25 protein-coding genes are annotated in these 23,361 nt (G+C 62.9%); 14 read left to right on the plus strand and 11 right to left on the minus strand.

Annotation, left to right across the window (positions count from 1 at the left end; all coding sequences use genetic code 11):
* The first annotated feature begins 96 nt into the window (after nucleotides 1–96).
* On the plus strand, nucleotides 97–1,569 hold the full coding sequence (gene amn / locus LUB09_RS11095) for an AMP nucleosidase (protein WP_209985129.1): 1,473 nt from the start codon (nucleotides 97–99) through the stop codon (nucleotides 1,567–1,569).
* A 71-nt stretch (nucleotides 1,570–1,640) separates the two neighbouring features.
* Nucleotides 1,641–2,276: a pseudouridine synthase gene (locus LUB09_RS11100; RefSeq protein WP_231422579.1), complete on the plus strand. Its 636-nt coding sequence runs from the start codon at nucleotides 1,641–1,643 to the stop codon at nucleotides 2,274–2,276.
* Here LUB09_RS11100 and LUB09_RS11105 read toward each other — a convergent pair.
* Together LUB09_RS11105 and LUB09_RS11110 are read right to left on the minus strand one after the other, a co-directional pair.
* Nucleotides 2,271–2,489 (minus strand): DUF2788 domain-containing protein, encoded by a 219-nt coding sequence (locus LUB09_RS11105; protein WP_231422580.1) that lies wholly within the window; start codon nucleotides 2,487–2,489, stop codon nucleotides 2,271–2,273. The genes LUB09_RS11100 and LUB09_RS11105 overlap by 6 nt on opposite strands.
* Before the next feature lie 244 nt (nucleotides 2,490–2,733).
* Complete coding sequence (locus tag LUB09_RS11110) at nucleotides 2,734–3,213, minus strand: Lrp/AsnC family transcriptional regulator (RefSeq protein ID WP_003176264.1); 480 nt, start codon at nucleotides 3,211–3,213, stop codon at nucleotides 2,734–2,736.
* A gap of 427 nt (nucleotides 3,214–3,640) precedes the next feature.
* Here LUB09_RS11110 and LUB09_RS11115 point away from each other — a divergent pair, with 427 nt between their 5' ends.
* Entirely contained in the window at nucleotides 3,641–4,654 is a 1,014-nt protein-coding gene (locus tag LUB09_RS11115) for a DUF6515 family protein (protein WP_231422581.1), read from the plus strand.
* On the opposite strand, the gene LUB09_RS11120 is transcribed toward LUB09_RS11115, so the two are convergent.
* Together LUB09_RS11120 and LUB09_RS11125 are read right to left on the minus strand one after the other, a co-directional pair.
* Entirely contained in the window at nucleotides 4,651–5,544 is an 894-nt protein-coding gene (locus tag LUB09_RS11120; protein WP_231422582.1) for a cation diffusion facilitator family transporter, read from the minus strand. The genes LUB09_RS11115 and LUB09_RS11120 overlap by 4 nt on opposite strands.
* Nucleotides 5,545–5,553: 9 nt before the next feature.
* Nucleotides 5,554–5,973, minus strand: coding sequence for a hypothetical protein (locus LUB09_RS11125; RefSeq protein WP_057008634.1), 420 nt, complete (start codon nucleotides 5,971–5,973; stop codon nucleotides 5,554–5,556).
* A gap of 152 nt (nucleotides 5,974–6,125) precedes the next feature.
* Here LUB09_RS11125 and hrpB point away from each other — a divergent pair, with 152 nt between their 5' ends.
* A complete protein-coding gene (hrpB, locus tag LUB09_RS11130) occupies nucleotides 6,126–8,636 on the plus strand; it encodes an ATP-dependent helicase HrpB (protein ID WP_209985117.1) in 2,511 nt (836 codons plus the stop codon).
* 123 nt (nucleotides 8,637–8,759) lie between these two features.
* Here hrpB and LUB09_RS11135 read toward each other — a convergent pair whose 3' ends face one another.
* Entirely contained in the window at nucleotides 8,760–9,848 is a 1,089-nt protein-coding gene (locus tag LUB09_RS11135) for an endonuclease/exonuclease/phosphatase family protein (protein WP_209985114.1), read from the minus strand.
* 40 nt (nucleotides 9,849–9,888) lie between these two features.
* On the minus strand, nucleotides 9,889–10,548 hold the full coding sequence (locus LUB09_RS11140; RefSeq protein WP_209985110.1) for a YciC family protein: 660 nt from the start codon (nucleotides 10,546–10,548) through the stop codon (nucleotides 9,889–9,891).
* Nucleotides 10,549–10,727: 179 nt separating this feature from the next.
* On the opposite strand from LUB09_RS11140, the gene LUB09_RS11145 reads away from it, so the two are divergent.
* The 3 genes from LUB09_RS11145 to LUB09_RS11155 all read left to right on the plus strand — a co-directional run bounded on the left by LUB09_RS11145 (nucleotide 10,728) and on the right by LUB09_RS11155 (nucleotide 12,686).
* Nucleotides 10,728–11,456, plus strand: a complete 729-nt coding sequence (locus LUB09_RS11145; RefSeq protein WP_231422583.1) for a DUF2076 domain-containing protein — start codon at nucleotides 10,728–10,730, stop codon at nucleotides 11,454–11,456.
* Nucleotides 11,457–11,573: 117 nt separating this feature from the next.
* Entirely contained in the window at nucleotides 11,574–12,050 is a 477-nt protein-coding gene (locus LUB09_RS11150; protein ID WP_003236960.1) for a LabA-like NYN domain-containing protein, read from the plus strand.
* Between the two features lie 24 nt (nucleotides 12,051–12,074).
* On the plus strand, nucleotides 12,075–12,686 hold the full coding sequence (locus LUB09_RS11155) for a 3'-5' exonuclease (RefSeq protein ID WP_231422584.1): 612 nt from the start codon (nucleotides 12,075–12,077) through the stop codon (nucleotides 12,684–12,686).
* A 139-nt stretch (nucleotides 12,687–12,825) separates the two neighbouring features.
* Here LUB09_RS11155 and LUB09_RS11160 read toward each other — a convergent pair whose 3' ends face one another.
* A complete protein-coding gene (locus LUB09_RS11160) occupies nucleotides 12,826–13,122 on the minus strand; it encodes a DUF6124 family protein (RefSeq protein ID WP_209985100.1) in 297 nt (98 codons plus the stop codon).
* 492 nt (nucleotides 13,123–13,614) lie between these two features.
* On the opposite strand from LUB09_RS11160, the gene LUB09_RS11165 reads away from it, so the two are divergent.
* The 4 genes from LUB09_RS11165 (at nucleotide 13,615) to LUB09_RS11180 (ending at nucleotide 16,831) form a co-directional block, all read left to right on the plus strand.
* Nucleotides 13,615–14,181 (plus strand): hypothetical protein, encoded by a 567-nt coding sequence (locus LUB09_RS11165; RefSeq protein ID WP_209985096.1) that lies wholly within the window; start codon nucleotides 13,615–13,617, stop codon nucleotides 14,179–14,181.
* Nucleotides 14,171–14,434, plus strand: a complete 264-nt coding sequence (locus tag LUB09_RS11170) for an acyl carrier protein (protein WP_209985093.1) — start codon at nucleotides 14,171–14,173, stop codon at nucleotides 14,432–14,434. Before LUB09_RS11165 ends, LUB09_RS11170 begins: the two co-directional genes overlap by 11 nt.
* 114 nt (nucleotides 14,435–14,548) lie before the next feature.
* Nucleotides 14,549–15,445 carry a drug/metabolite exporter YedA gene (yedA, locus tag LUB09_RS11175; RefSeq protein WP_209985091.1) on the plus strand — a complete coding sequence of 299 codons (897 nt, stop codon included), beginning with the start codon at nucleotides 14,549–14,551 and terminating at the stop codon, nucleotides 15,443–15,445.
* A 48-nt stretch (nucleotides 15,446–15,493) separates the two neighbouring features.
* The gene (locus LUB09_RS11180; RefSeq protein ID WP_209985088.1) at nucleotides 15,494–16,831 is read left to right on the plus strand and encodes a DEAD/DEAH box helicase; all 1,338 of its coding nucleotides are present in this window, start codon (nucleotides 15,494–15,496) and stop codon (nucleotides 16,829–16,831) included.
* A 123-nt stretch (nucleotides 16,832–16,954) separates the two neighbouring features.
* Here LUB09_RS11180 and LUB09_RS11185 read toward each other — a convergent pair whose 3' ends face one another.
* A complete protein-coding gene (locus tag LUB09_RS11185; protein WP_231422585.1) occupies nucleotides 16,955–18,181 on the minus strand; it encodes a TIGR03862 family flavoprotein in 1,227 nt (408 codons plus the stop codon).
* Between the two features lie 171 nt (nucleotides 18,182–18,352).
* A complete protein-coding gene (locus tag LUB09_RS11190; RefSeq protein ID WP_231422586.1) occupies nucleotides 18,353–19,273 on the minus strand; it encodes a histone deacetylase family protein in 921 nt (306 codons plus the stop codon).
* A 75-nt stretch (nucleotides 19,274–19,348) separates the two neighbouring features.
* Between LUB09_RS11190 and LUB09_RS11195 the strand changes: the two genes are divergently transcribed.
* Genes LUB09_RS11195 through LUB09_RS11205 form a run of 3 tightly spaced genes read left to right on the plus strand, consistent with a single transcriptional unit; the run spans nucleotide 19,349 to nucleotide 21,422 of the window.
* Complete coding sequence (locus LUB09_RS11195) at nucleotides 19,349–19,918, plus strand: GNAT family N-acetyltransferase (RefSeq protein WP_231422587.1); 570 nt, start codon at nucleotides 19,349–19,351, stop codon at nucleotides 19,916–19,918.
* Between the two features lie 38 nt (nucleotides 19,919–19,956).
* On the plus strand, nucleotides 19,957–20,826 hold the full coding sequence (gene tesB / locus LUB09_RS11200; protein WP_209985074.1) for an acyl-CoA thioesterase II: 870 nt from the start codon (nucleotides 19,957–19,959) through the stop codon (nucleotides 20,824–20,826).
* Nucleotides 20,823–21,422 (plus strand): HAD family hydrolase, encoded by a 600-nt coding sequence (locus tag LUB09_RS11205; RefSeq protein ID WP_231422588.1) that lies wholly within the window; start codon nucleotides 20,823–20,825, stop codon nucleotides 21,420–21,422. The genes tesB and LUB09_RS11205 overlap by 4 nt, the downstream gene beginning before the upstream one ends.
* Before the next feature lie 53 nt (nucleotides 21,423–21,475).
* Here the strand turns inward: LUB09_RS11205 and LUB09_RS11210 are convergent, their stop codons facing one another.
* Together LUB09_RS11210 and ypfJ are read right to left on the minus strand one after the other, a co-directional pair.
* The gene (locus LUB09_RS11210; protein WP_231422589.1) at nucleotides 21,476–22,447 is read right to left on the minus strand and encodes an alpha/beta hydrolase; all 972 of its coding nucleotides are present in this window, start codon (nucleotides 22,445–22,447) and stop codon (nucleotides 21,476–21,478) included.
* The gene (gene ypfJ / locus LUB09_RS11215; protein ID WP_057008662.1) at nucleotides 22,448–23,335 is read right to left on the minus strand and encodes a KPN_02809 family neutral zinc metallopeptidase; all 888 of its coding nucleotides are present in this window, start codon (nucleotides 23,333–23,335) and stop codon (nucleotides 22,448–22,450) included. It lies immediately after the preceding gene.
* Nucleotides 23,336–23,361 lie beyond the last annotated feature (26 nt).

Below are 23,361 nucleotides of genomic sequence, written 5' to 3' on the forward strand. Positions count from 1 at the left end.
GAGCAAGCCCCCTCCCACATTTACGGCATTCCAATTCCGGTGTTTCAGTGCAGCCGCGATACAGGCAAGATAAAGGCCTGCAAGTCAGCACACAGGATGCTTACCGTGACCGAAGCTTTTGTTGTCGTTCAAACCGCCGAAGAAGCCGTGGACCGGCTGGCCGCTCTGCACGAGCGTGCGACCGGCGCGCTCAACCAGGCCCTCAAGCAATACCTCAAGGACCGCGTCGAACCCGATGCCGACCAGCGCGCGCTGTTTCGCTACCCGGAACTGCGCCTGACCTACCACTGCCATGGCGAAGTCCCACAGACCACCCGGGCCTACGCCAAGGTGCAGCTGCCCGGCACCTACAGCGTGACCGTCACCCACCCGGCAGCCTTCCGTAAATACCTGCTCGAACAGCTGGTGCCGCTGATGCACGACTTCACCGTGACGGTGGAAGTGGGCGTCAGCCAGCAGAACATTCCGTACCCGTACGTGGTGGAGCAGGGCGATGAACTGGCCGGCTCCGGTGTGACCGCCGCGACCCTGGCGCGCGTGTTCCCCAGCACCGACCTGTCGGCCGCCACCGATGGCATCGCCGACGGCCTCTACGACTGGGAAAACACCGACCCGCTGCCGCTGGCGCTGTTCGATGCGGCCCGCGTGGACTTTTCCCTGCGCCGCCTGGTGCATTACACCGGTAGCGACTGGCGCCATGTGCAGCCGTGGATCCTGCTGACCAACTACCACCGCTACGTCGACCAGTTCATCCTGCATGGCCTGGAACAACTGCGCAGCGACCCGCGTTTTGTGCGCATGGTGCTGCCGGGCAACGTGATCATCGACAAAAACATGGACCACGGCGAAGCCTCGGCGATTGCCGCAGGCGTGGTGTGGCACCGCTACCAGATGCCGGCCTATCACCTGCAGGCCACCGACGGCCACGGCGTGACCCTGGTGAACATCGGCGTCGGCCCGTCCAATGCCAAGAACATCACCGACCACCTGGCGGTACTGCGCCCGCACTGCTGGCTGATGATCGGCCACTGCGGCGGCCTGCGCCAATCCCAGACCATCGGCGACTATGTACTGGCCCACGCCTATATGCGCCGCGACGGGATCCTCGACCGGGTGGTACCGCCGAATATCCCGATTCCGGCGCTGGCCGAAGTGCAGATGGCCTTGCAGCAGGCGGCTGCCAGCGTCACCGGCGAAAAAGGCGAAGAGCTGAAAAAACGCCTGCGCACCGGCACCGTGCTGACCTACGACGACCGTAACTGGGAGCTGCGCTGGGCGCAGGAGCGGCCGCTGATCAACCTGTCCCGCGCCGTGGCCGTGGACATGGAAAGCGGCACCATCGCAGCGCAAGGTTACCGGCTGCGCGTGCCCTACGGCACCTTGCTGTGCGTGTCGGACAAGCCGTTGCACAGTGAAATCAAATTGCCCGGTTCGGCCAACGCATTCTATGAGCGCGCGGTCAGCCAGCACTTGAAGATCGGCATCGAGGCAGTCGACCTGCTGCGCACCGAACTCAACTCGCTGCACTCGCGCAAACTGCGCAGCTTCGACGAGCCGCCGTTCCGCTAAGCGGTTGGGATGGTCATTTGGCGGTCAGGCCACTAGCATTGTCGGTCCTGACCGTTAGATGTTCCTTTGCCATGTCCCGTCCCACCCGTCCCGATTCGCGCCGCCCTGGCGTGAAACCTTCGCAGGCTGCCCCCCGTCGTGTCGCCAAGGCGCCGCCGGCCGAGCCGAAGCTGATCCTGTTCAACAAACCCTTCGATGTGCTGACTCAGTTCAGCGACGAAGGCGGGCGCGCGACCCTCAAGGATTTTATCGACATCCCCGGCATCTACCCGGCGGGCCGCCTGGACCGTGACAGCGAAGGCCTGCTGCTGCTGACCAACGACGGCCAGTTGCAGGCGCGCATCGCCGACCCACGGCACAAGCTGGCGAAAACCTATTGGGTGCAGGTGGAAGGCGAGCCGACTGACGCGCAACTGCAACGCCTGCGCGACGGTGTGGAACTCAACGACGGCATGACTTTGCCCGCCCAAGCTCGGCTGTTGGACGAGCCTGAGCTGTGGCCGCGCAACCCGCCGGTGCGCTTTCGCAAAAGTGTGCCCACACACTGGCTGGAACTGGTGATTCGCGAAGGGCGTAACCGTCAGGTACGGCGCATGACCGCGGCGGTGGGCTTGCCGACCTTGCGCCTGGTGCGCGTGCGTATTGGCGATTGGTCTATCGAAGGGCTGGATCAGGGCCAGTGGAAGGCGGTGCCGACGCGTTTATAAGGCGCCGGACTCGATCAGGCCGATCACCACGCTCTTGATGATGAACGCGGCGATGCCCAGGCCCAGCACCAGGAAAAGGATGAGCGAGCCAAAGTGTCCGGCGTTGGATTTTTTCGCCAGGTCCCACACGATAAAGCCCATGAAGAGGATCAGCAGGGTCACCAGACCGGTCATCATCCATTCTTCGAACCGAGCGGGGTCGAGGGTGTTCATGGGAGCCTTCCTTGCGCAAATTCAAGTGTGGCAGGAGGCTTGCTCCCGATAGCCGTGTGTCCGTCAGCTTATTCATAAACTGACACGCCGCTATCGGGAGCAAGCCCCCTCCCACAGGGTAATGCCGTTCAGTTAAGCGCAGATTCCCTGTGGCGAGCAGGCTCGCACCGCTCGTTGCTTCGAGCATCACGCTGGCTTAACTGAACGGCATTACTCCCACAGGGGAACTTCAGTGTGCTTCAGGTCAGGTACGCAAGTGCGTCAGCGGCAGTTCGGTGCTGTTGAGCACCTGGTTGAGCACGAAGCTGGAGCGCACGCTGGTCACGCCTTCGATGCGGGTCAGATGGCCCAGCAGCAGTTTTTGATAGTGATCCATGTCCGGCACCACCACTTTGAGCTGATAGTCCGCGTCCATCCCGGTCACCAGACTGCATTCCAGCACCTGGGGCAGGGTGCGGATGGCGGCTTCAAAATTCTCGAAGCGCTCGGGGGTGTGCCGGTCCATGCCGATCAGCACATAGGCGGTCAGGCTCAAGCCGAGCATCTTGCGATCGAGCAGGGCGACCTGGCGGGAGATATAGCCGTCGTCTTCCAGTTGCTTGACCCGGCGCGAGCAGGGCGACGGCGACAGGCCGATACGCTCGGCCAGCTCCTGGTTGGAGATCCTCGCGTCGCGCTGCAATTCCGCCAGAATACTCAGGTCGTATCGGTCAAGCTTGCTCATCGGGTTAGCCTTTGTCGTAACTATTGCGATGAATTATCCATGAAGGGTTAAAAATTGCGCAAGCACTGTTTATTGACGCAATCTTCGCAATCATCCGTCGGGCGTGTGCGGGTATCGTTGTCAACAGAATCACCGCCTGGACAACAGTCCACAGCAGCTCGCCCAATCAGGTGCGTTGCGGCCGCCACCCCAGCAGGGTTGAGCCGGCCTCCAGGCTGCACACTGTCGACACGACGGCGTGAGGTGAGCCAACGTCAAAAGCGTTGCGCCAGGACGAAATTCTCAAGGGGTGGCCGACGGGTTGCCCCTTTTCTTTTGCCGCGGTTTTTACCTGCGATGAAACTTCTTGTGACTGATAACCTGTGCCAGAACCGGGCGAGGCTTTCCCAGTCTCATGTTCAAGCCCTAATCCGCAGTGAGGAATAGCATGAAGCGCATCTGGCGTATGGCAGGTGTTGGTTTGCTGGTGGCAAGCGTCGGCGCGCAGGCATTGGCCGATGAGCGCGATGGCGCGCCGGGGCCGGGTCCCGGGCCGAGGCCTCAGGGCGGCGGGCAGCATGAACGCGGGCCGGAAGGCGGTGGGCGGGCGGAAAACAATCAGCCGCGCCCGGAAAATCAGCGCGTTGAACGTGGTGCCCCGAACGCGGGCAGCCAAGGGCAGGGACGTCCACCCGGCAACGAGCCGGGCCGGCCTGCGCCGCCGCTGTCCAATAAGCTGCCGATCCAGGGACGCCCGGATACCGTGCGTCAGACCGAGGAGCCGCGTCAGGGTTACTACCGCGACATCCCCCGGCGCAATGACGACAACCGGCATTGGGAGGCCGGCGGCCCCGGTTCACGTCCCGGCTTCAACGGCCGTCCCGACGACAACCGCTGGCCAGGCCGCCCCGACGGGCATGGCAACGGTTGGGGTCCCGGCCCGCAACATCGTCCGGGTTACGTCATCGACCGCTTCCCCGACCGCAATTACCGTGTGCCGTACCGGGGCCAGGATTATTTCTTCTCTGGCGGCTACTGGTATCGCCCCCAGGGCCCGCATTACGTGGTGGTGACGCCGCCGTACGGCATCCGTGTGCAGTATTTGCCGGACTACGCGCGCGAAGTGCGGGTGGGCGGTTCGCTGTTGTTCCTTGCTGCTGGCGCCTATTACGCCTATGAGGAAAGCACCCGGCAATACGTGGTCGTGCAACCGCCGGCAGAGGCGCCCCCGCCGCCGCCTCCATCGCAGGGCGAGGGCTATGACGTGGTGGCCTACCCCGCCAACGGCCAGTCACCGGCCCAGGTGCAGCAGGACGGTTACGACTGCTATCGCTGGGCGGTGCAGCAGAGCGGCTTTGACCCGCGCACCGTCACCTACGCCCCGGACCCTGCGGTGGTACAAGCCTACCGTCAGGCCCAGGGCAACTGCCTGAGCAGTCGCGGTTATCAGGTGCAGTACTAGGCCTTGGCGCCGGTGACCACTTCCTGCGGGTCGGCGTGCACCAGCACTTCGGCGCGCGGGTAGGCCTGGTGAATGGCATCGGCGGCCTGGTCGCTGATGCCATGGGCCACCGACAAGGTCAGTTCCCCCGGCAACTCCAGGTGCAGTTGCACAAACCAGTGATTACCCGACACCCGCGTGCGCAAGTCATGGGCACCCAGCACACCCGGCACGCTGCGAGCCAGCTCGAGCATGTGCTGGCTGACGTCGGTGGGCAGCTCTTCATCCATCAGCACCGCAAAGCTTTCCCGGGCGATCTGGATGGCGCTCCACAGGATATAAGCCGAGATGCCCAGGCCGAACCACGCATCCACCTGATGAAAGCCGATGCCTGCCAACACCAGCGCCACCAGAATGCTGCCGTTGAGCATCAAGTCGGAGCGGTAATGCAGTGAATCGGCGCGCACCGCGTTGGAGCCGGTTTCGCGGATCACCCGGTGTTGCAGCATCAGCAACGCCACGGTCAGCACCAGGGAAAACACGATCACGCCGATGCTCAGCCAGGGCGCACCGACCGGTTCCGGGTGGTGCAGGCGGTGGTAGGCCTGGAAGGCAATCAACACCGCACTGCCCGCGATAAACAGCGCCTGGGCCATGCCCGACAGCGATTCCGCCTTGCCGTGGCCGTAACGGTGATCGTCATCGGCCGGGCGCAGGGCGTAATGCACCGCGAGCAGATTGAGCAGCGACGTCACGCCGTCAAGCAGTGAGTCGGTCAACCCTGCGAGCATGCTCACCGAACCACTGAACCACCAGGCAATGGCCTTGGTGACGATCAGCGCACTGGCCACCGCCACCGAGGCGCGGGTTGCCAGGCGCAGGAGCCTGGCGTGTTCGGGACTGCTGGTCATGGGTGATCCTTAAGCGGCGGGCTGCAGGCCGAGGGAAGCCAGTTGTTGCACGCTGCCCTTGAACTGGATCAGGCGCGGGTCATCCAGCGGCAGGTTGCGGCCGGTTTCCTTCTCAATGATCGATTGCAGCTTGAGGTTGTCGACCTTGCCATCGGCGCCAACGGCTTCGTGGAGTTTCTGCGGATCGACCTGGGCGGTCTTGCCCGGTTCGAAGTAGATCGCGCCGGTGGCGAAGTCGACACCAAAAGCGATCAGGCCGGGGATCACGTAGAACAACAAGCCGATGGCATCGAGCACGGCGATGGTCGGGTCGATCTTGCCGTCGAGCTGGCCACGGCGATCCGGGTACATGATCGACCCGCAGGCGGTGAGTTGGCTCAGCAGGGTGACGGCCAAAACACCGCCGATGACACGGGAAGCAATACGCATGGAAATCTCCTCAACACAGTTGAAAGTGACTATAAGCCCATTCTGTTGAACGACGCCGACCCAAAGGTGGGAGCAGGCCCGTGGCGTTTCTCAGACCAGCGTCGGCATTGGGCCGTTCGCCGTTATACTCGCCGCTCTGCTTTGGAGCCAGTATGAATTCGTTGCCCATCGATGATGTTTTACCCGCCTTGCGTGACGCCTTGGCGATTCGCCATGAAGCCGTGCTGGAAGCGCCGCCCGGCGCCGGTAAAACCACCCGCGTGCCGCTGGCCCTGTTGAACGAGCCCTGGCTGGCCGGGCAAACCATCCTGATGCTCGAACCCCGGCGCCTCGCTGCCCGTGCGGCGGCCGAACGTCTGGCCAGCGAGTTGGGTGAAAAAGTCGGCGAAACCGTCGGCTACCGCATCCGTCTCGACAGCAAGGTCGGGCCCAACACGCGTATTGAAGTGGTCACCGAAGGCATCCTCACCAGGCGCTTGCAGGACGACCCGGCGCTGGACGGTGTGGGGCTGCTGATCTTCGACGAATTCCACGAACGCAGCCTCGATGCCGACCTGGCTCTGGCCCTGAGCCTCAACGGGCGCGAGCTGTTTCGCGACGAGCAGCCGCTGAAAATCCTGCTGATGTCCGCCACCCTCGAAGGCGAGCGATTGGCCAGCCTGCTGGACGACGCACCGATTTTGCGCAGCCTGGGGCGTATGTTCCCGGTGCAGATGCGCTGGGGGCGGCCGTATCAGTCTGGTGAGTTCATCGAGCCGAGAGTGGTGCAGACCGTGCTCGATGCCCTGCACGACGAGACCGGCAGCGTGTTGGTGTTTTTGCCGGGGCAGGCGGAGATTCGCCGGGTCCATCAGCAACTGGCCGACGCCCTGGGCGATCGCGCCGAGGTGCTGCTGTGCCCGCTGCACGGCGAGCTGGACCTCAACGCCCAGCGCGCCGCCATCGACCCGGCACCTGCCGGCAAGCGCAAAGTGGTGCTCGCCACCAACATCGCCGAGACCAGCCTGACCATCAACGGTGTGCGTGTGGTGATTGATGCCGGGCTGGCGCGGGTGCCGCGTTTCGACCCCGGCAGCGGCATGACCCGCCTCGACACCCAGCGTATCTCCCGCGCCAGTGCCACCCAACGTGCCGGCCGGGCAGGGCGCCTCGAGCCTGGCGTGTGTTACCGACTGTGGTCCGAAGACCAGCATGAAGGCCTCGCGGCCTATGGCAGTGCGGAAATCCTCGCCGCCGACCTCGCCGGCCTGGCCTTGCAACTGGCGCGCTGGGGCGTGACGCCCGCGCAGTTGGTGTGGCTGGACGTGCCGCCGAGCGCCGCGTACGCCCAGGCCCAGGACCTGCTGGTGCGTCTGGGTGCATTGAATGAGGATAAATTGACCGCCCACGGGCAGAAAATGGCCGAGTTGCCGGCCCATCCGCGCATCGCCCATCTGCTGTTGCGCGGGCAAGACCTGGGGCTGGCGGACACCGCCTGCCATGTCGCAGCGCTGTTGGGCGAGCGCGATATCCTGCGGGGTGCCGGTGCGGACCTGCACAGCCGCCTGGCGCTGCTGTCCGGCGAAGAGCGCGCCCGTGGTACCCAGGGCGGTGTGCAACGGGCCCGGCAACTGGCGCGGCAGTATCGTGGCTATTTGAGAGGCAAGGCGACGCAGGCCGTGGCCGACCCCGACCACCCGCGCTGGCTCGGCGCCTTGCTGGCGCTGGCCTACCCGGACCGCGTCGCCCAGCAACGCCGTGCCGGTGGCGCCGAATACCGCCTGGCCAATGGCCGTGCCGCGCTGTTCGCCGAGGCCGACAGCCTGATGAAACAGCCCTGGCTGGTGATCGCCGACCTCGGCAGCCGCCAGGGCCAGCGCGAGGAACGCATCTACCTGGCGGCAGATTTCGATCCGGCGCTGTTCGACACGGTGCTTGCCGAGCAGGTGCGCACGGTCGATCAACTGGACTGGGACGAACGCGAAGGCATGCTGCGCGCCGAACGCCAACGCAAGGTCGGCGAACTGGTGCTCAGTCGCGAGCCGCTCAGCGGCCTGGAAGAAAGCGCGCGCAGCCAGGCGCTGGTCAACCTGGTGCGACGCAAAGGCCTGGAGTTGCTGCCCTTTACCCCGGAGCTGCGCCAGTGGCAGGCCCGCGTCATGCTGCTGCGCGAGCTGGATAGGGGCGCGCCCAGCGAATGGCCGGACATCAGCGACAAGGCCTTGCTCGCCAGCCTGGAACACTGGCTGATGCCCTACCTGGGCAAAGTTTCGCGCCTGAGCCATTTCGCCCACCTGGACATTTCCAGCTACCTGCACAACCTGCTGCCCTGGCCGCTGCCGCAACGCCTGGACGAACTGGCGCCGCAGCATATCAAGGTGCCCTCGGGGTCGTCGGTGCGCCTGGACTACAGCGAACAGCCGCCGATTCTGGCGGTGCGTTTGCAGGAACTGTTCGGGCTGGCGGACACGCCGCGCATTGCCGGAGGGCGCCAGGCGGTCAAGCTGCACCTGCTGTCCCCCGCACGGCGGCCGGTGCAGGTGACCCAGGACCTGGCGAACTTCTGGCGCAGTACGTACGCCGAGGTGAAGAAGGATTTGAAGGGGCGGTATCCCAAGCATTATTGGCCGGATGACCCGTTGGTGGCGGAGCCGACGGCGAGGATCAAGCCTCGCAAGCCTTAGCGCTGACGATCAAAAAATGTGGGAGGGGGGCTTGCTCCCGATGGCGGTGGTTCAGTCAGTGTATGGGTAGCTGACACACTGCCATCGGGAGCAAGCCCCCTCCCACATTGATATTTTTGACAGTTATTGCGCGGCCGGCAGCAGGAAGCGGGCAATCACCGGCAAATGATTGGAAATACGCAACGTATCCTCCTGTCGCACCTTTGCCTCCACCCGCTTGATCCGTGGGCTGTAGAACAGGTAATCGAGTGTGCGATCCGGGCCGTCGATGCCGGGGTCGTTTGGGAAGTGCGTCAGCCATTTTTCACGGTCGATGCCGCTGGACTCGCTGTTGCTCGGGATCATCGGGTATTTGTCCCACAGCAGGTGCAGCTCGCTGTCCGGCGAGTACTGCCCGCGTTTGTCGGCGTCCAGGCGCAGGTATTGGCCCAGCGGCAACAGGTTGAAATCCCCGCCGATCAACCAGGGTGTGCCCCGGCCTTCGAATTTATCCAGCAACTTCACGGTGGCCTTGACCTGCTCCTGCACCGCACTGCGCCCAGGGGTATCGCCGTCCAGGCGGGTGTTGAGCACCGCCAGTTGGCCGCCGTCGCTCAGTGGCAGGTAGGTCAGCAGCAAGGCCGGCCTGGGCTGGAACTGGCGGCTGATGAAGTTGGCGTCCGAGGTAGGCAGTTGCAGGCGTTCGGCGTGTTCGATCTGGTAGCGGCTGAGGGTTGCGAGCTTGCGGCCGACGCTGCCGAAGATGTGCAGGCTGGGGACGAAGTCGGCCTTCCAGTCGAAGGCCTGGGCGCTGCAGGGGTAGAGGTCGACCAGGCGTTCCTGCAGCAGGGCCAGTTGGTCCTGGTAGTGGGAGGGCTTGGCGTTTTCGTCGATTTCCTGCAATAGCAACAGGTCGGGTTGTTCGTCGCGGATCACCCGGGCCACTTCGTCGAGGCTGAAGGCCATGTCTTCGACGGTGGGACGCTCGTCCGGGCCGCCGCCGTCGCTGCGGTCGTACCAGAACACGTAGTTCTTGCCGGCCAGGTATTGCACGTTCCAGGTCATCACCTTGAGCGCCTGCCCAGGCAGCAGGGTCGGCGCACGGGGCGCGACGCAACTGACGGGCAAGGTCTGCCTGGCGGCCGGGCGCCAGGTCAGGTGGTAGATCAGGGCGGTAAGCAGGCCGGCAACGATCAGCAGGCCCAGCAGGGTGATGCGCAATAAACGGGTCATCGGCTCGGCTTATGGCGTTTCAGAAGTGGCCGTGAGCATATCACCGCGCGTCGGCATCGCCACCGATCAACATGAATAAACGGAACAGCACCACACTGGTAAACAGCTGCAGAAAGCTGTGCGCGCTGTCCATCACCAGGCCCAGCAGCGGCGCCGGCTCAGGGTAGGCCGCCACGCTCGCGCCCTTGAGCAGCCACAGCGGCGTCATCACGCACAGCAGGCACACCAGGATTCGCCAGAAATGCCCACGGGTCAGGCGCAGACTTTCCTTCATCGCCTCCAGGGCCGACATGCCGCGCAACACCAGCAGGTATTCGGCGAATGCCAGCACCACCATCAGCCACAGCCCCGGCAGGAAATACAGCGACAGCCCCGCCAATATCAGCAGCGTGCTCATGGCGGTCAGCAGGGCGAAGCGTGGCCACAGGGCCAGGGCCATGGCCCACACATCGCGGGTGCGTGGCGACTCGCCACGGGTGCGGGCGTCGAGAAACAGGATCAGCGCACCGGTGTACAGCGGGTACACCAGTAAACCTACCACCACGCTGTAACCGGCAAACGCGTCCGCGCCCAGCGTGTGGTCCAGTATCTGTTGCAGCAAGGCTTCGAGGATCACCAGCGGCAAACACAATTGCACGATGGCGCCGAGGTTGTGCCGGGTAAAGCGGAAAGAGTCGCGCAGTACGTCTAACGGATTCATCAGGGTTATCGCAGGCCTGTAAATAAAGGAACACTTTAACCGATCAGACTCGCAGCGACGCAAACGTAAACCTTGCGTAAAGACCATTGAAACAACTCGTAACACCCCCATAACTAGCATGCACCTGGCCTGATCACAGGCAGGACCCTGATTTCTACCGGCAATCTAACGAGGTCGCCATGAACAGCGAAGAGCAAACCCTGATCGATGGACTGTTTTCACGGTTGCAACAAGCCGAAACGAACTCAGCCCCCCGCGACGCCCAGGCCGAAGCGCGGATCAAGGAGCACATGACTCGCCAACCGGCCGCCGGGTACTACATGACCCAGTCGATCCTGGTGCAGGAGCAGGCGCTGAAAAGCCTGGATGCGCAGAACAAGCAGCAGGCGCAGCAGATCCAGCAACTGCAGGATGAGTTGCAGCGGGCCAAATCCGCGCAACCGGCGCCGGCGAGCGGCGGTGGTTTTCTGTCGAGCATCTTTGGCGGCAGCTCGCGCGATACCCAGCCTGCTCCGTCCAATGCCGGCGGTGGCTGGCGTGAACCCGCGCGGCCTGCGTTCGGCCAGCCTGCGCCGCAGCAGAACTACCAGCAACCACCCCAGGCGGCGGCTGCAGCACCCATGGGCAGCGGTTTCCTGGGCGGCGCGATGAAAACTGCCGCTGGCGTGGCCGGTGGTGTGTTGCTGGCCGAAGGCATCAGCAGCCTGTTCCACCACAACCAGCAGCCGCAGGTGGTGGAGGAAATCATCGAACAACCGGCGCCGGCCAGCGATCAAGGCAACTGGGGCAACGACGACCAGAAATTTGCCGGCAATGACAGCTGGGGCGGCAACAACACCGACAGCTTCGCCGACAACGATTATGTCGACGACTCATCTTCCTTCGGCGACGACGATACCTTCGTATGACACTCCGGGACCGGGGCGCGCCGTCGTCCCGGTCTGATTTTTCCCGGAAACGTTCCTGTGGCTGGCATACTGGCACCCTTTCCGGGCCCTGGCGCCTGGCTGTCATGAGGAAGTGCGGTGAAGAAAATTGCAGTGTTCGCCGATGTACAAAACCTCTACTACACCGTGCGCCAGGCCTATGGTTGCCACTTCAACTATGCCGCGCTGTGGGCTGACATCAGCGCGCGCGGGCAGATCGTCGAGGCGTATGCGTATGCCATCGACCGTGGCGACAGCAAGCAGCAGCAATTCCAGCAGATCCTGCGCAACCTGGGTTTTACGGTAAAACTCAAGCCGTACATCCAGCGCAGCGACGGCTCGGCCAAGGGCGATTGGGACGTGGGCATCACCCTCGATATCATGGACGCCGCCGACCACGTCGACGAAATCGTGCTGGCCTCCGGTGACGGCGACTTCGACATGCTGCTCGACCGCGTCATCAATAAACATGGCGTTGAGGCTGTGGCCTACGGCGTACCGGGCCTGACCGCCAATTCGCTGATACGCGCCGCCAGCCGCTACGTGCCGATTGAAGGCGCGTTGCTGCTCAAATAATAGTTGGACGGAGTGCAAACAGGTTTGGAACGTATAGCGGTTATCGACTTTGAAACCACCGGCATCACGCCGAGCAGCCACTGCCGCGCGACGGAAATCGGCGTGGTCATTCTTGAGCGTGGGCAAATCGTCGACCGTTATCAGAGCCTGATGAACGCCGGCGTACGTGTACCCGGCTTTATCGAACAGCTCACCGGGATCAGCAACGCGATGTTGCGCAGCGCACCGCCGGCCGAGCGCGTGATGAATGAAGTCAACGAATTCGTCGGTACCACGCCGCTGTTGGCGCATAACGCCGCGTTCGACCAGAAGTTCTGGGACTTTGAACTGGGCCTGATCCGCCGCACCCGCCTGCAAAAATTCGCCTGCTCCCTGCTGCTGGCCCGCCGCCTGATGCCGGCTGCGCCGAACCACAAACTCGGCACCCTCAACAGCTACGCGCAACTGCCCCATACCGGCAAGGCCCACCGGGCGCTGGCGGATGCGGAGATGGCGGCCAACCTCACGGCGCATCTGGCCCAGGAGTTACGGCGCACCCACGGCTTGCGCGAACTGTCCCACGACCTGCTGTGCACCTTGCAGAAAGTGCCGGCGGCGAAGATCAATGAGCACCTGAAGAAACATCGCGGGTTTTGAGCCTGCCACCCTCTCAAGAACACTGAAAATCCAAATGTGGGAGGGGGCTTGCTCCCGATGGCGGTGTGTCAGGCAACTGATGTGCAACTGAACCACCGCCATCGGGAGCAAGCCCCCTCCCACATGGGTTATGCGGTGATCATCCAGGTTGCACACACTCCAACGCCCGATCCACCACCCCTCTCGCCATTTCCACCAAATGCATCACTGCCCGCTGTTGCGCATTCATGGCGTCCCTGGACGAATGCGCTGTCTCCACTGCGCACTGCAGCAAATCCGCCGCATGGGCCAGGGCGTCTTCGAAGCTCAGGTTGTCATTCAGGATGAAGGTGGGCGCATCCGGGGCGGACGCTTTGAGGTAGTGGTCGGTGGCGCGGCGATGGAGCAGGGCGTCTTCGCTGGGGAAGCGGGGTGGATCGGGGGTGACTTTGACCATGGTGAAACTCCTTGCTGGAAGAAGTTGGCACCGTCCGCTTGCACGCGAAGAGGGTGGCAACTGTGCGTAGGTGTGCAAGACCGGGGCAAGAAGTAAAACCCAGCAGACCCGAGGGTCTCCCACGCACAGCTGCCATAACTGGCAAGCACCAAGCAAAAGCTGAGCGCTAAGCTGCGTTGATTTGTAATTCTTATTGCCGCCGGACTTGCACGTCCGGTCACCGAAAACTCAATGACCGAGCGAGACTAGCTACCTGATCCGACGGAAACAAGGCTGTGGGATTCTCTCGGAAACGTCCCGCAAATGATAGGGATCGGTCTTGCTGGCCACTAAACTATCAGCTGTTTGTGGAGCCCTTTCCGCTCTTTCTGAATGGTCAGTAGGCCGATCAGCTAACGCACCGTCAGATCTTTCTGTTTTTTTCTTCGCCCATTTATCGCCCTTTGCCTCGACCTAACATTGCGCCTGTCATTTACGTAAAAGGACTACGTCATGCAGGAAAGCGATCTTCATACGGCGATCATGCGGGGCATGTTTGAACTCAAATCAAAAGGCATTGATTTCGGCTCAGCCTCAAACATGGCGTTTCATTTGGGGAACACGATGACAAGCTGCCCGGCAGTCATGGTGTTGCCTGATTCAACGGGCTGGAACCATGGAGCCAGCTACCAGTTAGTGCGGCCCATTCATTCGGACTCTTCGGCGCCTGGCACTACGTTTGATGAGCTATGGAAATGTACGCAGCAGCACTACGGCTTGACTGCAGCAACGCTTATCACTGGCGCAGCAGGTATACCCATCAGCAAAATTGCCGTGGGCGCCTGGGTCCACGTCGGTTCCAGCAAAACGACGAATCTGGCGAGCTTGATTGGAATGCGTTTTTTTCCTCGTACATTGATCAGGCAACCAACGGTGGCCAGAATGGCAAAAGCAACGTTTGGCACCGTTCGGGTATTCGGGATTATCGGGCGAGGTATTCCCTTCGTTGCAGCGGGGCTGGCGATCTTTGATTTAGTCAGTATTGGCAAGTGTGCCTATGAGGCAAGAAATGGAAGGTGATCTGACCAGAGCCGATATCAGCGAAAAAGTCATTCAGTTATTCGTCGATATCATTGGCTTCATCGACCGAACTCAGGTGACGGAGCAAACCGACTTCGTCCATGACTTCAAGATTATTGATGATGACCTGACTTGCTTCGTCATGCAGATCAAATGGCAGTTCAAACTGCGCGCGACTCAGGATGACTGGGATCACATCACTACGATCGGGCAGGTTATCGATTTAATCGCTCAGCGCTCGTCTATTCAGTAGACCAGCCACCCCCTTCCGAAAAGTGTACGGCCCGTTTAAACAGGTTTTGTAACTTATGTTTAACAGTCCGCCTTCCTAAAATAAGCCCCCCTTCTCCTGCCATAGAGCCGCCCCATGCCTGGCCCCCGTCGCTTTCCCTTACCCTTGATCGCTGCCTTTTTCGCGCTGTACGTCATCTGGGGCTCCACTTACCTAGTGATTCGCATTGGCGTGGAATACTGGCCGCCGTTGTTGCTGGCGGGGATTCGGTTCTGCACGGCGGGCGCGTTGATGTATGGCTTTCTCAGATGGCGTGGCGTGCCGGCGCCGACCTGGCCGCAGTGGAAGGCCGCCGGCATGATCGGTATTTTGCTGCTCACGGTGGGCAATGGCGGCGTCAGTGTGGCCGAGCATATGGGTGTGTCGTCCGGTGTGGCTGCGCTGGCCGTGGCGACGGTGCCACTGTTTACCTTGCTGTGCGGCTATTTCTGGGGCGCGCGCAATACGCGGCTGGAGTGGGCGGGGGTGATTCTGGGGATTATCGGCATTGCCATGCTCAACATGGGCAGCACACTGCAATCGAGCCCGATGGGCGCAGTGCTGCTGTTGATAGCAGCGGCCTCCTGGGCGTTTGGCTCGGTGTGGAGCCGGCAACTGTCGCTGCCCCAGGGCGCCATGGCCAGTGCGGCGGAAATGCTCGTGGCGGGTGTTGCGCTGTTGCTGGTCAGTGCGCTGTCCGGCGAGCACCTCAAAGCCTTGCCGCCGCTGGAGGGCTGGCTGGCCCTGGCCTACCTGACCGTATTCGGCTCGATCATCGCGTTCAACGCTTATATGTACCTGCTCAAAAACGTACGCCCGGCGGCGGCCACCAGCTATGCCTATGTGAACCCGGCCGTCGCCGTCTTGTTGGGGATTGTCTTCGTGGGTGAAACCATCGGTCTGGAGGAGGCCTTCGCGATGCTGGTGATCATCAGCGCCGTGTTGCTGATCAGCCTGCCCCAATGGCGCAAGCCCAAACCGGAAATAAGGTAAACTGCCGCGCATTACGCCTTTGCGCTGAATTTTTCCTACGGTAAACACATGACTTTCGCCACCCTTGGCCTGATCGAACCCTTGCTGCGCGCCCTTGAGACGCTTGGCTACCAGACCCCGACGCCAGTGCAGGCGCAAGCCATTCCGGCGGTGCTGGCCGGTCGCGACCTGATGGCAGCGGCCCAGACCGGCACCGGTAAGACTGCCGGTTTCGCCTTGCCTCTGCTGCAATTGCTGACGATGGAGGGGCCGAAAGTTGCCGCCAACTCGGCGCGCGCGCTGATCCTGTGCCCGACCCGCGAACTGGCCGAGCAGGTTCACGCCAGCGTTGCCGAGTACGCGCAGAACCTGCCGCTCACCACCTACGCGGTGTATGGCGGCGTGAGCATCAACCCGCAGATGATGAAGCTGCGCAAGGGTGTCGACATTCTGGTCGCCACGCCCGGCCGCCTGATCGATCTGTTCCGCCAGAACGCGCTGAAACTCAACCAGTTACAAACCCTGGTGCTGGATGAAGCCGACCGCATGCTCGACCTGGGCTTCTCCGAAGAGCTGGCGAACATCTACCGCATGCTGCCGAAAAAGCGTCAGACCCTGCTGTTCTCCGCGACCTTCTCCGATGAGATTCGCACGCTGGCCGGGCAGATGCTCAACGACCCGCTGAGCATTGAAGTCAGCCCGCGCAACGTCGCTGCCAACACCGTGAAGCAGTGGGTGGTGCCGGTGGACAAGAAGCGCAAGGCCGAGCTGTTTGTGCACCTGATGCGCAAGGGCCGCTGGAAGCAGGTGCTGGTGTTCGCCAAGACCCGCAACGGCGTGGATGCGCTGGTGGATAAGCTGCAAGGGTTGGGCATCAACGCCGACGGCATTCATGGTGATAAACCCCAGGCCACGCGCCAGCGCGCGCTGGACCGTTTCAAGAGCAGCGACGTGCAGATTCTGGTGGCCACCGACGTGGCGGCCCGTGGCCTGGACATCGAAGACCTGCCGCTGGTGGTCAACTTCGATCTGCCGATCGTTGCCGAAGATTACATCCACCGCATCGGCCGTACCGGGCGCGCGGGCAATACCGGGGAAGCGATTTCCCTGGTGTGCGCCGATGAAGTGAACATGCTGTCGGCCATCGAGATGCTCACGCGTCAGACCCTGACCCGCAAGATGGAGCCGGACTTCGAACCCGAGCACCGCGTGCCGGACACCGATGCCAGCGGGCAGGTGGTGAAGAAGCCGAAAAAGCCGAAGAAGCCCAAGGCGTCTGGCGGTGGTGGTGGCAAGCGCAATTTGGGCAAGTGGGTGGAGAGTGGCGACTCGGCGCCGGTTGAACCGTCGATCAAGCCGGTGCGCAAGGTGCCGGTGTTCAATACCGGGCCGCGCAAGAAGAAGTGATTTTGCGGCGCTGCTGATGGCCCTATCGGGAGCAAGCCCCCTCCCACAGTTTTGATCTGTGAATACATTCAAAATGTGGGAGCTGGCTTGCCAGCGATGGCGGGCCCGACTACAGCACAACGATCAGCGCTGAAGCCAGTTCAGCATTCCCAGCCCAGCCGCTCTGCCACTGGCAAAACACCCCGTCAGCAAATACCCCCCGGTCGGCGCCTCCCAATCCAGCATCTCCCCCGCACAGAAAACCCCCGGCAATTGCTTGAGCATCAAGCGCTCATCCAGCGCCTCAAACGGCACACCGCCTGCGGTGCTGATGGCCTCATCGATGGGGCGCGTCTTCACCAGGATCAACGGCAATGCCTTGATATCCACCGCCAACTGCGCGGGATCATTGAAGTGCTCAGCCGGCGTCAACTCGCGCAACAGCGCCGCCTTGACGCCGTCCACTCCCAGTTGACTGTGCAAATGCTTGCTCATCGAACGCGAACCGCGCGGTTTGGCCAGTGCGGCCTGCACGGTGTGCAGCGGCTTGCTGGGCAGCAGATCAATATGCACGGTGGCCGCGCCGTCACGGTTGATGGCCTCACGTATCGGCGCCGACAGCGCATAGATCAGGCTGCCCTCGATGCCGGTGGCGGTGATCACGCACTCGCCCAGCCGGGGCTTGTCGTCGCCCAGCCCGATGGCGACATTCTTCAACGGCGCGCCGGCGAATTTGCTGACCATCAATTCGCTCCAGGCCGACACCTCAAACCCGCAGTTGCTCGGTTGCAGACGAACATAGGGCACGCCTTTGTCTTCCAGCAACTTGAGCCAGGCGCCATCGGAACCCAGGCGTGACCAGCTGCCGCCGCCCAGGGCCAGCAGCACGGCATCACTGCGCACGGCCTTCTCGCCGTCCGGGCTGTGGATAAGTAAATCGCCCTCACTGTTCCAGCCCAGCCAACGATGCCGGGTGTGGATAACCACGCCCTGGTCGCGCAGGCGCTTGAGCCAGGCGCGCAGCAGCGGCGCGGCTTTCATGTCGGTAGGAAATACGCGGCCGGAGGTGCCGATAAAGGTCTGGATGCCCAGGCCATGGATCCATTCGCACAATGCCTCGGCACCAAACTCACGCAGCAACGGCGCCAGGTGCGGCGCGCGTTCGGCATAGCGAGCCACGAACGCCGGGTACGCTTCGGAGTGGGTGATGTTCATGCCGCCCACCCCCGCCAGCAGGAATTTGCGTCCCACCGAGGGCATGCCGTCGTACAGGTCCACGCGCACGCCGGCCTGGCTCAGGACTTCGGCGGCCATCAGCCCTGCTGGGCCGCCGCCGATGAGGGTGACGTGGTGAGGTGGGGTCTGAGGCATGGGCAGGGCTACGGTGCTGTGAATAAGCCGGGCATTCTACCGGACGCGACGCCGGCTGCCTGATCAAAAAACATACACTTTCCTGCAGGCCTTACGGATAAATGCCTACAGGCGCTTACGCTCAAGTTATCCACAGGCCGTTCCACAGCCATTGTGGGTAACGCCCAGCGTTCAGTGACACCCTGATGACACCCACACCCGCTGCGCGCTGTGGTGCAGGATGCCGTGGCGGCGCGCGAGGGCCGGGCGGTCCTTGCTGTAGCCGCCGCCGATCACGCCCATTACCGGAATGTCGCGGCCCAGGCAGTGGCGCATGACGGCTTCATCGCGGGCGGCGACGCCTGAGTCTGTCAGCTTGAGGTAGCCGAGGGCGTCGTCCTTGTGCACATCCACGCCGGCGTCGTACAGCACCAGGTCGGGCTGGTACAGCGGCAGCAGGTAGTTGAGCGCATCGTCGACCACCTTGAGGTAATCGGCGTCGCCCATGCCCATGGGCAGCGGAATGTCCCAGTCGCTTTGGGCCTTGCGCGCGGGGAAGTTCTTTTCGCAGTGCAGCGACACGGTGATGGCGTCCGGCGTGTCGTGGAGAATGCGTGCGGTGCCGTCGCCCTGGTGCACGTCACAGTCGAAGATCAGCACGCGGTTGACCCGGCCGCTGGCCAGCAGGTAATGGCTGATTACCGCCAGGTCGTTGAAGATGCAGAAGCCCGCCGGGTAATCGTAATGGGCGTGGTGGGTGCCGCCGGCCAGGTGGCAGGCCAGGCCGTGATCGAGGGCTTGTTCGGCGGCGAGCAGGGAACCGCCGACCGCACGCACGGTACGCCTGGCCAGGGCTTCGCTCCAGGGCAGGCCGAGGCGGCGCTGGTCTTCGCGGGACAGTTCACCGCTCATGTAGCGTGCGATGTAGCCAGGTTCGTGGGCCAGGGCCAGAATCTGCGGCGAGCACAACTCTGGTCGCAGCAGACGGCTGTCTTCGGTCAGCCCGGTGGACACCAGGTGGTCGCGCAGCAGGCGAAACTTGTCCATGGGAAACCGGTGGTCTGCCGGGAACTCAGGGCTGTAGTCATCGTGGTAGATCAATGGCAAAGGCATGGGATTTTCTGACGGGAACCTGCGAAGGATCTTACCAGCGCTGTACACTCTCGCACATGGCAAGGGAGGGGACCCATGGAGCCGATACTCGAACTGCACAGCGCACGCCTGATCATGCGCCAATGGCGCGACAGCGACCTGCCGGAATTTGCACGCATGTGCGCCGACCCGCAGGTTATGCGCTATTTCCCGGCCACCTTGAGCCACCTGGAAAGCGCCGCGTTGATTGGCCGTATTCGCGGCCATTTCGCTGAATTCGGCTTTGGCCTGTGGGCCTTGCAGCGCAAGGACAGCGGCGAATTCATCGGCCTTACCGGCTTGCAGCATGTCAGCTTTGAGGCAGGTTTTACCCCAGCGCTGGAAATCGGCTGGCGCCTGGCCCGCGAACACTGGGGGCTGGGTTATGCCAGCGAGGCGGCCTGGACCGCGCTGCGCTGTGGGTTCGACCGCTTGCAGCTGGATGAAATCGTCGCCTTCACCACCGAGGCCAATTTGCCATCGCAGAAAGTCATGCAGGCCATCGGTATGCATTACGATCCCCAGGCAGATTTTGAACACCCCAAGGTCGCAGCCGATGACCCGCTGCGCCCACATGTTTTGTATCGCATCACCCGCGCCCAATGGTTGGACACGCTGCACGGATAAGCAGCCCGGAATGCCCCGTAGATTTTAGGAGTTGCTCTATGAGCCAAGTATTGGAAGATCTGGTGGACTTGCTGACCCTGGAACCGATTGAGGAAAACCTCTTTCGCGGCCGCAGCCAGGACCTGGGTTTTCGCCAGTTGTTCGGCGGTCAGGTGCTCGGCCAGTCGTTGTCGGCCGCCAGCCAGACCGTTGAAGAAGCGCGTCATGTGCATTCCCTGCACGGTTATTTCCTGCGCCCAGGTGATGCCGCCTTGCCGGTGGTGTATTCGGTGGACCGCGTGCGTGACGGCGGCAGTTTCAGCACGCGCCGGGTGACGGCGATCCAGAAGGGCAACCCGATTTTCACCTGCAGTGCGTCATTCCAGTATGACGAGGAAGGCTTCGAGCACCAGACCACCATGCCTGTCGTGGTGGGGCCGGAAAACCTGCCGTCGGAGCTGGAGCTGACCCAGCAGCGCGCGCACTTGATCCCCGAGCACATGCGCGACAAGCTGCTGTGCCCCAAGCCCATCGAAGTACGCCCGGTCACCGAGCGCGACCCGTTTAACCCGCAGCCGTCCGACCCGGTCAAATACGTGTGGTTTCGCGCCGATGGCGCCCTGGCGGATGCGCCGGCGCTGCACAAGTACCTGCTGGCCTACGCCTCGGACTTCGGCCTGCTGACCACCTCGCTGCTGCCCCATGGCAAGACCGTGTGGCAAAAGGATATGCAGGTCGCGAGCCTCGACCACGCGCTGTGGTTCCACGCCGACCTGCGCGCCGACGACTGGCTGCTCTACGCCATGGACAGCCCGTGGGCCGGTAATTCCCGTGGGTTCTCGCGGGGCAGCGTGTACAACCGCGCCGGGCAACTGGTGGCGTCGGTGACTCAGGAAGGCCTGATTCGTCATCGCAAGGACTGGGCATGAGCCTGGCAGAGGTTAAACATTGGGTGTTCGACATGGACGGCACCCTCACCGTGGCGGTGCACGACTTTGCGGCCATTCGCGTGGCCCTGGGCATACCGCCCGAAGACGACATCCTCACCCATCTGGCCGGGTTGCCGGCCGATATCGCAGCGGCCAAACATGCCTGGCTGCTGGCGCATGAGCGTGAACTGGCGCTGGCCTCGACGGCAGCCGAGGGTGCGGTGGCGCTGGTGCGCGAACTGGCCCAACGCGGTTATCGCCTGGGCATCCTGACCCGCAACGCGCGGGAGCTGGCCCACGTCACGCTGGCGGCGATTGGCCTGGCGGACTGCTTTGCGGTGGCGGATGTGCTGGGCCGTGAAGACGCACCGCCCAAGCCGCAACCGGGTGGATTGTTGAAGCTGGCAGCCGCCTGGGGCGTGGCACCGGGCGAGATGGTGATGGTGGGGGATTACCGCTTCGACCTGGATTGCGGAAGGGCGGCGGGAACGCGGACGGTGTTGGTGAACCTGCCGGAGAACCCGTGGCCGGAGCTGGCTGATTGGCATGCCGAGGATTGCACGGCGTTGCGCCGGATGATTCAGGCCAGTCAATAGAAATCAAAAGGTGGGAGGGAGCAAGCCCCCTCCCACATGTTTATCCGGCTTCGTCAGTTGAACAGGGCTTTCTGGCCCTCCGGCGAGGTGAACATCCTGTCGCCGTCATGCCCCACACCCGGCACTTCCACCAGCCTGTGGCTCAACTGCGGATGACGCAGCTTGAGGTAGTCAAAATAGTTGTGCCCACGAATCAACCGATACGCGCCCTGGGTTTCAGCTTCGCAGCTTTTATCCAGCGCCGGATGGTTGGGGTCGGTGTCCTGCTGACCCAGCAGGTAGGTGATATCCCGCGACACGTAGGCCTGTTCCAACTGCTGGGGCCCCTGGCCCTTGGCGTAGTCGGGCAGGTTTTGCATGCCGTATTTCCAGTCGTTGAAGCCCGGGCAGCGGGCGGCGTCGAACTTCACCGGGCGTTGCGGGCTGAAGTACGCATAGGATGAGGGGTTGGCCACCACGTAACGCAGGCTGATGCCTTCGGTTTGCAGGGTCGGGTGAGCCTGGCCGGTGAGGGCGAAGCGCTGCACCACCTGGCCGCCGCCGGAGTGGCCGGCGACCACGATCTGTTTCAGCGCCGGGAACAGTTTGCGGTCGCCCAGGTGCTTGATGATCTGGTCCAGCGCAGCAAACGAGCTGATCTGGCCCGGGCCGGTGGACGATGCGCCGCCCATCCAGTCATTGCCATGCCAGCGCAGCAACTGATCGCTCAGGTGATTGCGCTTCACGTCCGCCTGGTTGAGAAACTGCGGCGCGATCACCAGCGTTTCAGCGCCGACGCCGGCCTGGCGGGCGGCATCGACCCCGCTGTGCAGGTAGGTCTGCGCGTTGCGCAGGCGACCATGCACGATGATCAGCGCCCGCGTGACCTGGGGCATCGGCTGGCGCCAGTCCTGGCTCAAGCCCAGGCTCAGGTCGCCGGCCTGCAGGTGAAAGCGGTCAGGGCTGACCTCCTTGACGCCGTGTTCGGCCGCCAGGGTTGAACAGCACACGAGCAGACCCAGCAACACACCCCATCGTTTGTTCATTTAGAGACTCTTGGCCGCAAAGGTGTCGCATTGAGTGATCTGGCCACCTGCGAAGCCGGTCTTGAACCAGCGAACCCGCTGTGCCGAGGTGCCGTGGGTAAACGAGTCAGGCACCACGCGGCCCTGACCCTGTTGCTGCAAGCGGTCATCGCCAATCGCGTTGGCGGCATTCAGCGCTTCTTCGATATCGCCCGGTTCCAGCCAGTTCAGGCGCTTTTGCGCACGGTTGGCCCATACCCCGGCAAAGCAGTCGGCTTGCAGCTCCTGGCGAACCAGCAGGCCACCGTCGCCTTCCATCGGACGGCCCTGCTGGCGGGCGGTCTGAATCTTGGCCGAGATGCCGAGCAGCGTCTGCACGTGATGGCCGACTTCGTGGGCGATCACGTAGGCCTGGGCGAAGTCGCCGGCGGCCTGGAAACGTTGTGACATTTCCCGGAAGAAATCCAGGTCCAGGTACACCTGCTGGTCGGCCGGGCAGTAGAACGGGCCGCTGGCCGAGGTGGCCCCACCGCAGGCGGAATTCACCCGGCCACGGAACAGAATCAGTTTCGGGTTGGTGTAGGTCAGGCCGTTTTCCTTGAACACCTGGCCCCAGGTGTCTTCGGTGTCGCCCAGCACGGCGCGCACAAAATCAGCCTGCTCGTCGTTGGCCGGTGGTGCCTGGCGCGTTTGCGGGCTCACCGAAGGCGCTTGCTCGGCCTGGCCGGTCAGCTCGCTGAGGATCTGCATCGGGTTCTGGCCGGTCAGCCAGCCAATGCCGACGATCAGCACAATCGCCGTGAGGCTCAGGCCCTTGCCGCCGCCGAAGCGCATGCCGCCACCGCCGCCGCCACTGTCATCCCGGGCATCCACCACGTTGTCGCTGCGTCGGCCTTTTTTCCATAGCATGGTGCAATCCTCTTGATGAAAGGTCC

Origin of the sequence: Pseudomonas sp. Leaf59, assembly GCF_920984685.1 — a bacterium.
In the GTDB taxonomy this organism is placed as follows: Bacteria; Pseudomonadota; Gammaproteobacteria; order Pseudomonadales; family Pseudomonadaceae; genus Aquipseudomonas.

Excerpts from the sequence above, each read along its gene's own strand:
- LUB09_RS11210 (WP_231422589.1), bottom strand. The coding sequence starts at position 22,447 with ATGAACAAACGATGGGGTGTGTTGCTGGGTCTGCTCGTGTGCTGTTCA.
- LUB09_RS11135 (WP_209985114.1), bottom strand. The coding sequence starts at position 9,848 with ATGACCCGTTTATTGCGCATCACCCTGCTGGGCCTGCTGATCGTTGCC.
- LUB09_RS11180 (WP_209985088.1), top strand. The coding sequence starts at position 15,494 with ATGACTTTCGCCACCCTTGGCCTGATCGAACCCTTGCTGCGCGCCCTT.
- LUB09_RS11140 (WP_209985110.1), bottom strand. The coding sequence starts at position 10,548 with ATGAATCCGTTAGACGTACTGCGCGACTCTTTCCGCTTTACCCGGCAC.
- LUB09_RS11205 (WP_231422588.1), top strand. The coding sequence starts at position 20,823 with ATGAGCCTGGCAGAGGTTAAACATTGGGTGTTCGACATGGACGGCACC.
- ypfJ (WP_057008662.1), bottom strand. The coding sequence starts at position 23,335 with ATGCTATGGAAAAAAGGCCGACGCAGCGACAACGTGGTGGATGCCCGG.
- LUB09_RS11165 (WP_209985096.1), top strand. The coding sequence starts at position 13,615 with ATGCAGGAAAGCGATCTTCATACGGCGATCATGCGGGGCATGTTTGAA.
- LUB09_RS11125 (WP_057008634.1), bottom strand. The coding sequence starts at position 5,973 with ATGCGTATTGCTTCCCGTGTCATCGGCGGTGTTTTGGCCGTCACCCTG.
- LUB09_RS11110 (WP_003176264.1), bottom strand. The coding sequence starts at position 3,213 with ATGAGCAAGCTTGACCGATACGACCTGAGTATTCTGGCGGAATTGCAG.
- LUB09_RS11170 (WP_209985093.1), top strand. The coding sequence starts at position 14,171 with ATGGAAGGTGATCTGACCAGAGCCGATATCAGCGAAAAAGTCATTCAG.
- yedA (WP_209985091.1), top strand. The coding sequence starts at position 14,549 with ATGCCTGGCCCCCGTCGCTTTCCCTTACCCTTGATCGCTGCCTTTTTC.
- LUB09_RS11100 (WP_231422579.1), top strand. The coding sequence starts at position 1,641 with ATGTCCCGTCCCACCCGTCCCGATTCGCGCCGCCCTGGCGTGAAACCT.
- LUB09_RS11120 (WP_231422582.1), bottom strand. The coding sequence starts at position 5,544 with ATGACCAGCAGTCCCGAACACGCCAGGCTCCTGCGCCTGGCAACCCGC.
- hrpB (WP_209985117.1), top strand. The coding sequence starts at position 6,126 with ATGAATTCGTTGCCCATCGATGATGTTTTACCCGCCTTGCGTGACGCC.
- LUB09_RS11160 (WP_209985100.1), bottom strand. The coding sequence starts at position 13,122 with ATGGTCAAAGTCACCCCCGATCCACCCCGCTTCCCCAGCGAAGACGCC.
- LUB09_RS11195 (WP_231422587.1), top strand. The coding sequence starts at position 19,349 with ATGGAGCCGATACTCGAACTGCACAGCGCACGCCTGATCATGCGCCAA.
- tesB (WP_209985074.1), top strand. The coding sequence starts at position 19,957 with ATGAGCCAAGTATTGGAAGATCTGGTGGACTTGCTGACCCTGGAACCG.
- LUB09_RS11145 (WP_231422583.1), top strand. The coding sequence starts at position 10,728 with ATGAACAGCGAAGAGCAAACCCTGATCGATGGACTGTTTTCACGGTTG.
- amn (WP_209985129.1), top strand. The coding sequence starts at position 97 with ATGCTTACCGTGACCGAAGCTTTTGTTGTCGTTCAAACCGCCGAAGAA.
- LUB09_RS11190 (WP_231422586.1), bottom strand. The coding sequence starts at position 19,273 with ATGCCTTTGCCATTGATCTACCACGATGACTACAGCCCTGAGTTCCCG.
- LUB09_RS11185 (WP_231422585.1), bottom strand. The coding sequence starts at position 18,181 with ATGCCTCAGACCCCACCTCACCACGTCACCCTCATCGGCGGCGGCCCA.
- LUB09_RS11115 (WP_231422581.1), top strand. The coding sequence starts at position 3,641 with ATGAAGCGCATCTGGCGTATGGCAGGTGTTGGTTTGCTGGTGGCAAGC.
- LUB09_RS11105 (WP_231422580.1), bottom strand. The coding sequence starts at position 2,489 with ATGAACACCCTCGACCCCGCTCGGTTCGAAGAATGGATGATGACCGGT.